Here is an 11,820-nt window from a genome sequence, read left to right as displayed (position 1 = left end):
TATTTAATCAAATTACAGGAATGTTTTATGTATTCTTTGCATGTTGGAACAAAAAAAACAGAATGATTTTTTATAACCATTCTGCTTTTCACCCATATCTATTTTAATATAATATCCTATTTCGTCATTGCATGTTCCACTTTAATACAGCGATCCATGATCACTGTATAGCCTTTTTCTTTTAATTGATTAAATGTTTCTTCATGTACGAGACCTAATTGTGCCCAAAAAACATCTGCGTCAATTTTTTCAAACTCTTCTGCAACCTCTGGCAAATATTCAGATCTTCTAAATACATTGACAATATCAACATGTCCTTCAATGTCTGTTAATTTTTTTACAGCTTTAACGCCGAGCACTTCATCTACTGTAGGATTAACAGGGATGATTTCATAACCTGCATTCTTCATTGCTTCAGATACCATATAAGAGGTTCGTGAAGGATTATCACTTAAACCGACTACCGCAATTCTCTTTGCCTTTTTTAGAATAGCACCAATTTCTTCTCGACTCGGATTATTAATTGCCATTATATTCGCTCCTTTTCCAATCATTTTTTATACGTTTCCCCAAAAGCAGGAAGAAAAAACAATAGAATGCCATTAAAGCTTTCTTCCTTATACAATAGCAAATATTGCTATTTTCTGAAAGATTGATCCATGAATTAAATATTGGATTATCATCACCAACATGCAACTTTGGTAGCTCTTGTTGAACTGTCTAACTGTTTCTTTACTCCTTCTTTAAATAGATTAGAAGTTCCTAAAAGAATAATCATTTCACTATCATCCAACTTTTAACAATCAATTATTCTCCTGTTCAAGTCGCAGAAGAGTCTACTTCTTCAACAGAAAATATTGCAAAGCTTATCCAAATCATTCAAAATGACACGGAAACGACCATCGATACGATGAAGAAAACTTCTGAAGAAGTTCAATTCCTCTTTAGCGCTTGCTCAATTAGCAGATGAACTACAAAATATAGTGAAGTTATTTAAAATATAAAAAGACATGAAAAAAACCACTTTCCAATTTAAGAAAAAGGTTTTTTTCTGTTATTGCTCCTACTTCTCTAACGTTAATGCTGTCCAAGCTGTTTCATTGGCAAAAGTCCGCGACCAGCTTCCAAGACCAGCTAAATTATACTTTTCTACTAATTCAGCTCTTTTCGCCAAGGATAATTCATCCTCTAGCCAAATTTTGTACGTTGATTTTGTTTCTTTATCAACATATTCCCCGTAGTTTTGACCACTAACTTCGTCATATGTTGGAGTAACATTATGCTCTTTTAACCATTCCTCCACACTTGCCATGGAAAGGGATTTAGAAGAAACTTCTCCATTTTCTTTCTCCTCCCACAATCGTGCATATAACGGTACTCCTAAAACGAGCTTATCACTTGGTACAACATCAAGTAAGGTTTCTAAATTTGCTTCCACCCAAGGGAAACTCGCAACACTTCCAGAAATCGGACTTGTTGCCCAATGTTCATCATATGCCATCACAATAAGATAATCGACTATTTCTGCCAAATGGTCTCTTTGCAGGAATGCAGAATAATTTCCGTCTGCAATAAAGGTAATATCCATCGAAACCGTAATGCCTGCCTCATGTAAATAGGGCGTTGCTTCTCGAACAAACTGTGTTACATATTTCCCATCTTCTTCGCGAACATTCTCAATATCGATATTAAGACCATCTAATTTATACATTTCACTGTAGACCAAAAGCTGCCTAATAACGGTCTGTCTTTTTTGATAATCCTTTAAAACTTCATGTGTTTTATCCGGATCAAAATCATTGGAGAATAACCCCCATACTTGATAACCCTGTTTATGTGCCCAATCTACATAGGCTGTTGACCCTAAATTTGATACATTCCCATCATTTCCAGAAAGCTTAAACCATGTTGGAGACACAACATTTACTCCGCTCATTTTTGGAATGCTTGAAGTGTCTGGATTTCTTGAATATACTGCTTCCCAGGTCAATTGAATTGGTCCATCGATTTTGTTCAGCTTTGGTTCCAGCTGTTCTAATTCGACCTGAACTACTTCTGATTTTCCTTTTTTCACGTATTTCTTTTTTACGAAACCTGCGATTCCATTCTCTTTTCTGACAAAATAGAAATCTTCTACTTCATTTTCAATCGTTACCTGTTCACCAGGAACTAACTCATCCGTATAAGGAGCAGATAATGTTGCACCAGAACGCAATTTGGTGAAATCCTGCCTGACTTTTTTAGAAGTAAATGTTCCATCCGCTCTTTCTTGTCCATTCTCTTCCAAGAGTACTACTTGTTCTTTTTCTAAAATCGTATATTTAATCGGATAAAACGTAGCTAATGGATCTAATGCCACATAAATTGTCCCGTCCTCATCTTTTAAAGGCTGAAAGGAAAGCTCTGTATTCTTATCATTAACATAATAAGAAACAGAATCAGTTGGAAACTGAATAACTTTATCTTTTGTCGTCACAATAACAGAATTACTATTTTCATCATATGTGATACTTCCATCTATTTTTTCCTGCCAAATACTTAATGGTAAATATACTGTATCTTTATCAAAAATAGCATTCCCAATTTGTTCACCATTCAATAAAACTGGATTTTCTCCTTGAAAGTAATCCACTTTCTCCTTATTACCAAACGGATAGAGAAAAAGCAAAATAATGGATATAACTACTACTAAAACCGCTATAATAAGACCAACAATTACTTTTTTATTTGTTGGTTTTTTCTGAAACGAATAATTTATTTCTGTCATTTGTTCCTCCTTGGAGTTGTTCATGGAAAGTCGAGTTACTAGAATAATAGACGTATTGGGAATATCCCTAGTTTCATATTAACATATAATTCGACAAAAAAAGAACCATCCAACAGATGGCTCTCCTTTCCTACTAATCAAATTATATGTATTATACAAAATCATCTATTCCATTCAGCAAACGTTTTTCTAAATCCATAAAAAGGGCGAAAACCTTTGTTTTCATAATAGGTTTGAGAAGTACTAGAAGCAAGCATTTCTACTCTAGTAGTTGGATATAAGCTATGTACATAGTATAGGAGTTCCTGCCCCACGCCTAATCCCCTATAAGTTTGGTCAATGAGTAATTCGCAAATGAATAGAGTTATCGATTGATCGGTGATTCCTCTAATATAGCCTATTATTTTATCATCAACAGTTGCAACATAAGCAATATTCGAATGATTCCAAGCAGCTTTTGCATCATCCTTTTTCTTCACTAGATTGCTCCATGCTTCTTGTTCATTTAAGGTGTGAATCGACGAAAAGTCAGCTTCTTTATAGGAACGAATTTGAATTTCTATCCCATTTTTTAACGTAATCATCATATTGTTTTAACCTTCTTTCCTGTAGAGTCTTACTGGTTTAAGAGTGTGAAAAGCATTTTACTATCATTATTATCGATGCATTTCTTTCATCAACAGATTCTTTTTTGTAATATTATACCACAAAAAAGGCGCTCCCTCAGGAGTGCCTTTTGATACTTAATACGGACCTTATTTTTTCGCTATCCCATTTGATGGTCTATCAAGCACAATCCGTGGTGCTGAAATTAATAAAAGAACGAGGATTATAGAACATAGTATTGTTGCTCCTAAGTATGAACCACCGTTTACAATCAAGGAATTGATAAATGGTGACATTCCTTCTGGTGCATAGCTCGCCCAAATAGTCACACCTGCAATGAAATGCCAAATATAGCGAGTAAATCCACCAACAACCACTGCCAAAATAATTAAGCCAGTCGCTAATCCCTTTTGTTCCGTTTTTAAAGCATTTTGAATAGATGAAGCAAATAATCCAGCAAATCCAATACATGCAAAAGCAAATAAATATTCTAAAATTACTTGCCAAAAACTTAATGCCTGCAGATCACCGACAACTATTTGTAAAACGCCCCATAAGAAACCTGCAATAGTGCTAGCTTTAAAGCCCCAGCGAAAAGCTACGATAAAAATAGGTACCATTGCAAAAGAAATGGATGTGTTAAAAACGGGAATGGATGGCAATAAATCTAGAATAAGTGCAATGGCAGCCATGATTGCCACTTCTATCATGACAACTAATCTCATATTTTTCATAAAAAAAACTCCTTTTTTTGCAGACCAAAAGGAGAACTAACGCGCGAAATGAATTATATAGCATACTATATGAACTCTTCCCACATTCCTACGTTAGAATTAACTAACAGGTTCGAAGGGTCAGATCTATTGATCACTCTCAGCATTACGCTCCCCTTGTGGTTTGCTTATTATCAAATTATAGTTATTATAGCATAAATTTTCATTTAAATAGGCCTTTTCCTTAAATAAAGAATATTCAAACTTTAAAGTATACAACAAAAATAATAGTAGAATTTTATTAAATTATTTCTGTTATGTTCACTTGCTTTTTAGAATTAGTTTCTTTTTTAACAACATAACCCATTAATAACAACCCTACTATCCCAAATGAGAATAATCCTAAAGACATTGTTAAGGCGGATAGCTTACTGCTTATCGTAATGGCTAGTCCAGCTAAAATCATTTGTCCTTGACCAATTAATCCATTTAAAGCTAAATAAGAACTTCGGTAATTTTCATTCACTAAATCTGCAAGGATGCTTTGATTAATCGGAACATACATTAATTCACCTATTGAAATAAACAGCATGATAATAATAAGCCATACTGGTGAAGAAATATAGGTTAGAATACAATAACTAACAACAAATAAACACATGCCAATAAAATATTGCTTATAGTCAGATAGTTTTTTCATCATCCAAGTAACCATACCCACACAAAAAACTACAAATATGGTATTTTCCGCATGAAGAATCCCCACCATATTTATGCCATTAACAGGAAGAATACCGAAGAGAATAGTATCTTCCATCGTATCTCTTAAATGAATGGCGATATAATTCGTTAAATGATTCTCAAGAGAAAAGATAAGTAAACAGGAAAGTAAATAAAGCATAAAAGTTTGGTCCTTCCAAACATATTGATAATTAGACCAAATAGTAGATTTGGATGTATGAGCATTCCTTATATCATGCCTTTTCATTAGCGATTCTTTAATAAATAGATAAGTAATGAAGCTAGATATAATTGAAACAAGGCCGACTGAAAAGAAGAAATAGAAATGATAGTCCATAAAGAAAAAAGCCCCTGTAATGGTTCCAAGTGCTGTTGCTAAATTAGCTAGCCAGTACATCGCTGTAAAAACAAATTTCCGTTGCTCTGCTAATACTAAATCATGAATCATTGCAGTAGAAGCGGGGAAAAACATGCCATTAAAAAATAAATTAATCATAAATAAACCAGCACTAATATATGGAAGATTAATCCATGGTGAATTAAAGGCTGCAATGACAAGATAGGTTATACCTACCCCTAGTTCTGCAATTATCATCATTTTTCTTCTGCCGATTCTGTCTGATAAGTAGCCACCAATTAATGCGCCAATTATACCAGATAAGATGACTATGATAACAATTACTCCGGTTATCGTAGTTCCAATTAATGAACTAAAATAAACAGAAATATAAGGGATTATTGCACTAGATGTTAAAGAAGTAACAAACTGTAAATACATGCGAATACGAAGAGAAATATGCAATTGACTAAATGTTTTCATCATCACATTTCCCTTCCATTCCAAATAAGCGATAGGCTTGATTTGTAAATGCACGCGTAAACATAGGGTAGGCTTGATCTGAATAGGTTAACCTTGCCCCCATTAAGAATGCTAGGTATCCATAACCAACCTCTTCAGGATTACTTTTTGGTAAAAAGCCCTTTTCCATTCCTGTATGAACTATTTCTTGAATATAACCTAAAAAAAGTACGACAAATTCGTCTAGTGCATTAATTTCAGAGAACCTATCTGGCTGTCCAATCACATATTGGACAATGCGGAGTTCTTTTTCTGACTCCATAAATAAATCAAGATGTTTTCGAATAATATCTTTTAATTTTTCTTCGGTTAAATCGGCAAGGTCTTTCTTGGTTTCATTTATAACCTCTTTAAATAATTGCAGAGGTCTATTAACGCATTCTGTAAACAAAGCATCCTTGTTTTCATAATAAGTAAATACGGTTCCAAAACTAACACCAGCTTCTGCAGCAATATCCTTAATAGTTGTTTTACTAAAACCATTATGTGAAAACAATTTTAACGCTGCCTTAAAAATATCATCTTTCTTTTGTTCAGATCGTGGTTTGGCCATATAAATCTCCATTCTTTTTAATTGATTGATTAATCAATCATATTATATAAAAGAAAATATTGGTAGTCAATATTTTATTAAATTTTCAATCTATTTACTCCCCCTCTAAACAGAGACAAAATGAAATAGAGAAGCTGTAAAAGACGAAGAATCTTTAATGTTGCTCTTAAATAAAGCTTCATTCATCTCATCTACTGCTGAGAATTTCTTTTTTTAAATATAGTCAAGTATAATAACCTAATTCGTTTTATTACGCTACAAACACTCGATACACAGGGGAGCAACTCAAGCCTCCTTAGCCACACAGATAGTGAAGAATATTCCGGCTAAGGGGAAAAATGATACAGCATTTTTAAAAACTAATAAAAAACCAAACAATCACTTTCGTGTGATTTTTTGGTTTTAACATGGGGTGAAATACTTTTATCCAATCTTCTTTTTTTAAGGCTTTCGTTGATGCAACTTATATCACAAACAAATCCTTCAAGTCGATTTCGCCTCTTCTTAATGCTGGATACTCACCATTTGACGGTGTAGTAATATAATCTTTTTTCCATTCTTCATGATGATTTATTATCTTTTTAATAGCTCCAACAATAAAATAGATATCCTCATTGCTCATTGTTGGATGAAGGGAAATTCGCACCCAGCCTGGCTTATGCGAAAAATTTCCCTCTTGTATTTCTTTACTTATTTCTTTGGAATGTTCTTTTGTAATAGATAGTAAATAATGCCCATATGGCCCTGCACATGAACAACCACCTCTTACTTGAATACCAAAACGATCATTCAGTAACTGTGCGACTAAATCATAGTGAATATCTTCGCAAATAATGGAGATAATCCCTAATCTATCTTCGTTTTCTGCTTCAAGAATTCGTAGTTTTTTTATTTTTTTAAGTTCAGTCATTGCTAGCTGTACTAATTCTTTCTCCCTTTTCTCTATTCTTTCTATTCCCATCGCTTCTTTTAATTGAATACATAATGCTGTTTTAATAGCTTGTAGAAATCCTGGTGTTCCACCATCTTCTCTCTCTTCGTCCTCTTTTTTATAAAGAATATCTCCCCATTCATTTGTATAATCTACTGTTCCTCCGCCTGGATGATCTGGTATATTCGAATAAATGAGATTCCTTGACATGACAAGCACGCCACTCGTTCCAGGACCTCCCAGGAATTTATGAGGGGAGAAATAAACAGCATCTAATCGTTCCTCTTTATTATCAGGATGCATATTCATTGCTACATACGGAGCTGAAGCAGCAAAATCGACAAAGCAATAACCTTTATGCTGATGCATAATTTTCGCAAGCTCATGGTAATTCGTTTTCCTTCCAGTAACATTGGAACACGCTGTAAATGCCCCTATTTTTAATGGTATGTCCTTATATTGCTCTAGCAAGGATTCTAAATGCTCTCTATTTACATCTCCATTTGCATTCGGCTTTATCATGATGACTTCTGCATTTGTCTCAAGCCAGGATAAATAATTAGAATGATGTTCCATATGTGTGACAAAAACTACAGCTATTTTTTCGTTAGTAAAACAAGTATTCTTTAAACCCATTATTCTTTGCAGTTTGTTGACCACTCCTGTCATACCAAAGCCATCAAATAATATAATATCATTCTCATCTGCATGAACATGCTTTTTGATGATTCGTTTTGCATCCGTATATGCTTTTGTCATATAAGTTCCCGTTATATTTGATTCAGTATGTGTATTGGCAACATACGGGCCAAGGTTTTTTGTAATCTTATCCTCAATAGTCTTATATAATCTGCCACTTGCTGTCCAATCCGCATAGAGCAGCTTTTGATTTCCATAAGGTGTAGAAAAGGTTAAATTATTTCCAATGATATTATGCTTAATTTTTGAAAAATAGTGCTCCAATTTAGTATGATATTGGTATACAGACTCACCAACTTTAATTCTGATCAATTTAAAAATCCCCTTTCTCTCTCCTTCTTTAACCTATGTCAAAATGAGAAGAGGGGTTATTGCATTTCGAATTGTTTGAAAAAAATTCATAAGAAGGATGGAACATAACAAATGATTACCTTGCCTGATTATGCACTTGATTATATGGAGAACTTAAACCAGTCTGGACGGAGCAAACTTACATTAAAACAGTATGAATCTGACTTAAAGAAATTCTTTAGCTGGCTCGATATATACAAAGAAAACACTAAATTCGAAACAATTAAAGCTTTGCGTGCCGATGATATTCGCGCTTACTTTCATTATTTAAAGGATAAGCAATTATCACAAGCTACTATTCGCCGCCTTGCATCTGTACTAAGCCGATTAATGATTTACCATCAATGTGTTTGCGCACATGAAATTCATAAACTAGCAGAAGCGTCTCCACTACGTCCTCTAACCACAAAAGACTTTATTACAAGCGAAGAATATAATAAATTATTGCAGCATCTGTTAATAAAGGATATAGAAAGCACCAAAAAATCAGCTAGAAATTATCTGCTATCAAGAAATTGGACAATCGTGGCTATATTAAAAAACTTTGGACTAACACCTATCGATATATATCGTATCAAGATGAAAGATTTAAACTTAGCACAAGGAGAGCTTACCCTCAATAGAGAGGATGCTCCGTTAACTCTTCCACTTTCTCATGATATAATGACTAAATTACGAGATTACTATTTTTCTATACCGGAAGCGTTTCGCCCAAAATATTATTCCAATGATCCTGTATTTATAGCTTTCAACAATATCTCATATTCCTTCCAATATGATTATGATCGGCAAAAACCAAAAGCACTATCTGTCCGTGCAATTCAAGAAATGATTAAAGATGAAGTAAGAAGAGCAGGCTTACGTAAAATTTCTGCTGTCAATCTTCGAAATGCAGCTATATTAGAGGCATTAGCAACAGGAGCAAGTGATGAGAAGGTAATGCGCCAATTTCATTTAACAAGTGAAGCGGCACTAAGAAGGTATAAACAATATTTACTGAGTAAAATAAATGATTGAATGAATAAAAAAGATGGACCTCAAATTTAAGTGAAGATCCATCTTTTTTATTATTACTGCTGTGTTGCATCATTTTCTTCCCAATATACTTTGCTGAATATGTCAGCAAATGCTTCCATGCTTCGATTCAATTCTGCTTGTGTATTGTCTACTCCACCTACTTCTAAAAGAATAGCACGATCAGAGAAGTTTTGATTATATACCCCATTTCCTTCTTCTTTTCCTTTTAAGAATACACCTCTTGAAATTCCAGGATATTTTTTATCCAATTCAGCATGAAGCTTTTTCGCAAATTCCTGGTTTTTTTCATATCCTTTATTTGCATCGCCAATAATGAATAATAGTTTTGCATAGCTTTTTCCTTCAATTGTTGCTGTTGTCGTTTTTTTCCTAGCTGAATCTCGATGTATATCAATTAAATAGTTTAAATGTTTATTTTCGCTAACTGCTGTCTCAACCACTTCCTTTGATACGCTATAAGATGAAAAATAGTTCCATCCTCTATCAAGAAGTTTTTGGTTAATATTCGTTTTATCTAGTTGAACTCCAATTCCCTCATCTTGTAATAGATTACTTAGTTTATTACTTAATCCAACAACATTTGCTCGTTCATCGGAGCTTACTGCTTCATTTTCATTTGCATTCTTCAATAGTGGCAAATATGCTTCTAGATTATGCGTATTATAAACTAAAACTGTTTTATTTTTAGGCTCTGTTACTGGTGCTTTATTCTCTGAAGGCTTTTCTTCCTTCTCCACTTTTTCCTCATCTACTTCTTTAGGGTTTTTCATAAGCTCTTCAGAAGGAGTAGACTCAAATGGAAGATTAGCAAGGCTTGTCCCTTCCTCTGCAACAACAATTTCGGTATGAAAAAAAGTTAAGGCAGGAAGTTCTCTTCCTAAAAGTGTTCGCGTGTCATCTAAACGAATATTGGTGGCAATTTGGAACAGAATATTGCCTAATGAAAGTCCCTTTCCATCTGATTTTGGAAAAAGATGATTTTCACTATGAAATATTTCCGTATAAATTTCCGTAGTATTGACAGACTTTAAAATACTGGCAACATTATCTGAAGTCAATTTGAAAGAAAAAATAGAAGTTGTAATTCCAGCAATAAGGATAAACATTAGGATGATTCCTAATATTGTTGTATTCAAATATTGGATTAATGTACGCGTTTTGGAGGTTTGCATAATAGGTACATCCCCTTTCTCATACAGATATATGCCTTCTTACTAGAAAATAGTCTTGTAATCTATGAAATATTTGATAGGGAATGGTCATTATTTTAAGGAAGGATTGGAATTTTTATAAATAAGTTGGATGCGTAAAATTATTTTATACAATAAATAAAGTCACGGCCCAAATACATATGCTCTAGGACCGTGACTTCATTTTTCTATTTTATTGAAATGAAAAAAGAAACTCCGCTTCGCAGATTAATTCTCCAGCTACCGTAGCTTTGCCCTTTGCTTTCGCAAAGCTATTTTTCACCTTTTCCACGATAACTTCCATACAAAGCTCATCACCAGGAAAAACAGGCTTTCGAATTCTTGAATGATTAATGCCTGCTAACAAGGCAAATTTATTACTATGCTTTTCTTCACTATGAATGGCTACTGCTGAAACTTGAGCAATAGCTTCAATAATTAGGACTCCTGGCATGATAGGATTATTGGGGTTTTGTCCATTTGCAAATGTATCTTCCTTATTAATTTGCTTTACACCTACAGCCAATTTTCCTTCTTGCAATTCTAATATTTCATCCACTAGAGGCAGAGGATACCGATTTAATATATCCTTCACTTTCTGTAGATTCATCATTTCTTACCACCTAGTTTATTTAATTCATTTTGTAGCTCAGCCATGACATTACTTAATTCCGTTGTTATGTCTGATGGATCTTTCTTCGTTCCGTCCTCATTTTTTAACGAAATAGGATCGCCAAATATGACATGAATTTTTTTACCGCTTAACAGTCCTTTTAAATCCGTTGGTCCACTATATGCAGCTGGTACAAGTGGAACTCTTGCCAAATTAGCAATAGTAGCCGCGCCTTTTTTCAAAGGCACATCCTCTGACGATCTTGTGCCGCTTGGAAATATTCCGACTATCTTTTTTTCCTTTAATAGTTTAACTGGTGTTTTAATACTACTTGGACCAGGATTTTCTCTATCGACTGGAAAAGCATTAATGCTATGGAGGAATTTAGCTGCTTGCGGTTTAGCAAATAGCTCTTTCTTCGCCATAAAATGAATCTCATTTGGCAGTAAAGAAGTGCCAAGAGCAACAACGTCTATCCATCCAGTATGAGAACAGGAAACGACATAACCGGTGTCCTTCGGTAATTTATCCTTATTAATAACCTTTGTTCTTCCAAAGATTTTTAACACTACATTAGCAAATCGACTCGTAAATGCATACATTTTTTCTTTCTCCTTTTTGTGCAAAATAACTTAATTATCCCATCGGTTCTACTAACTAACAGCGGGTATGAAGGCCCCTCATTGCTAGAAGTTGCACTTTATGTAAAGTTTCCCTATATGAAAGTATTTTAAAAAGAGATAATACTCATTCCTCAAA

11 protein-coding genes and 1 riboswitch are annotated in these 11,820 nt (G+C 33.9%); of the genes, 1 reads left to right on the top strand and 10 read right to left on the bottom strand.

The annotated features are described in order from the left end of the window. Positions 1 to 116 precede the first annotated feature (116 nt). The 7 genes from ACWNMZ_RS17285 to ACWNMZ_RS17255 form a co-directional block, all read right to left on the bottom strand. Positions 117 to 530 carry a CoA-binding protein gene (locus ACWNMZ_RS17285; protein WP_031538642.1) on the bottom strand — a complete coding sequence of 138 codons (414 nt, stop codon included), beginning with the start codon at positions 528 to 530 and terminating at the stop codon, positions 117 to 119. A 533-nt stretch (positions 531 to 1,063) separates the two neighbouring features. Beyond that, positions 1,064 to 2,767 (bottom strand): glycosyl hydrolase family 18 protein, encoded by a 1,704-nt coding sequence (locus tag ACWNMZ_RS17280; protein ID WP_031538643.1) that lies wholly within the window; start codon positions 2,765 to 2,767, stop codon positions 1,064 to 1,066. Between the two features lie 161 nt (positions 2,768 to 2,928). After that, positions 2,929 to 3,354: a GNAT family N-acetyltransferase gene (locus ACWNMZ_RS17275; RefSeq protein WP_311297593.1), complete on the bottom strand. Its 426-nt coding sequence runs from the start codon at positions 3,352 to 3,354 to the stop codon at positions 2,929 to 2,931. Positions 3,355 to 3,522: 168 nt separating this feature from the next. After that, positions 3,523 to 4,107 (bottom strand): energy-coupled thiamine transporter ThiT, encoded by a 585-nt coding sequence (thiT, locus tag ACWNMZ_RS17270; RefSeq protein WP_031538646.1) that lies wholly within the window; start codon positions 4,105 to 4,107, stop codon positions 3,523 to 3,525. Positions 4,108 to 4,175: 68 nt separating this feature from the next. After that, positions 4,176 to 4,274: riboswitch (TPP riboswitch) on the bottom strand. A 113-nt stretch (positions 4,275 to 4,387) separates the two neighbouring features. Further along, positions 4,388 to 5,650: an MFS transporter gene (locus ACWNMZ_RS17265; protein ID WP_231512576.1), complete on the bottom strand. Its 1,263-nt coding sequence runs from the start codon at positions 5,648 to 5,650 to the stop codon at positions 4,388 to 4,390. Then, entirely contained in the window at positions 5,634 to 6,239 is a 606-nt protein-coding gene (locus tag ACWNMZ_RS17260; RefSeq protein WP_031538650.1) for a TetR/AcrR family transcriptional regulator, read from the bottom strand. Before ACWNMZ_RS17260 ends, ACWNMZ_RS17265 begins: the two co-directional genes overlap by 17 nt. 463 nt (positions 6,240 to 6,702) lie before the next feature. Then, positions 6,703 to 8,181: an aminotransferase class V-fold PLP-dependent enzyme gene (locus ACWNMZ_RS17255; RefSeq protein WP_251628234.1), complete on the bottom strand. Its 1,479-nt coding sequence runs from the start codon at positions 8,179 to 8,181 to the stop codon at positions 6,703 to 6,705. A 111-nt stretch (positions 8,182 to 8,292) separates the two neighbouring features. On the opposite strand from ACWNMZ_RS17255, the gene ACWNMZ_RS17250 reads away from it, so the two are divergent. Next, a complete protein-coding gene (locus tag ACWNMZ_RS17250; protein WP_031538653.1) occupies positions 8,293 to 9,237 on the top strand; it encodes a tyrosine-type recombinase/integrase in 945 nt (314 codons plus the stop codon). Positions 9,238 to 9,290: 53 nt separating this feature from the next. Here the strand turns inward: ACWNMZ_RS17250 and spoIIP are convergent, their stop codons facing one another. From spoIIP to ACWNMZ_RS17235, 3 genes are all read right to left on the bottom strand, one after another. Then, entirely contained in the window at positions 9,291 to 10,430 is a 1,140-nt protein-coding gene (gene spoIIP / locus ACWNMZ_RS17245) for a stage II sporulation protein P (protein WP_031538655.1), read from the bottom strand. A 211-nt stretch (positions 10,431 to 10,641) separates the two neighbouring features. Next, positions 10,642 to 11,061 (bottom strand): 3-hydroxyacyl-ACP dehydratase FabZ, encoded by a 420-nt coding sequence (gene fabZ / locus ACWNMZ_RS17240; RefSeq protein WP_031538657.1) that lies wholly within the window; start codon positions 11,059 to 11,061, stop codon positions 10,642 to 10,644. Beyond that, positions 11,058 to 11,663 carry a lysophospholipid acyltransferase family protein gene (locus tag ACWNMZ_RS17235; RefSeq protein ID WP_251628232.1) on the bottom strand — a complete coding sequence of 202 codons (606 nt, stop codon included), beginning with the start codon at positions 11,661 to 11,663 and terminating at the stop codon, positions 11,058 to 11,060. The genes fabZ and ACWNMZ_RS17235 overlap by 4 nt, the downstream gene beginning before the upstream one ends. Positions 11,664 to 11,820: the final 157 nt, after the last annotated feature.

This window comes from Niallia sp. Marseille-Q9988, assembly GCF_976954375.1.
This window is presented reverse-complemented; position numbering and strand designations above follow the sequence as displayed.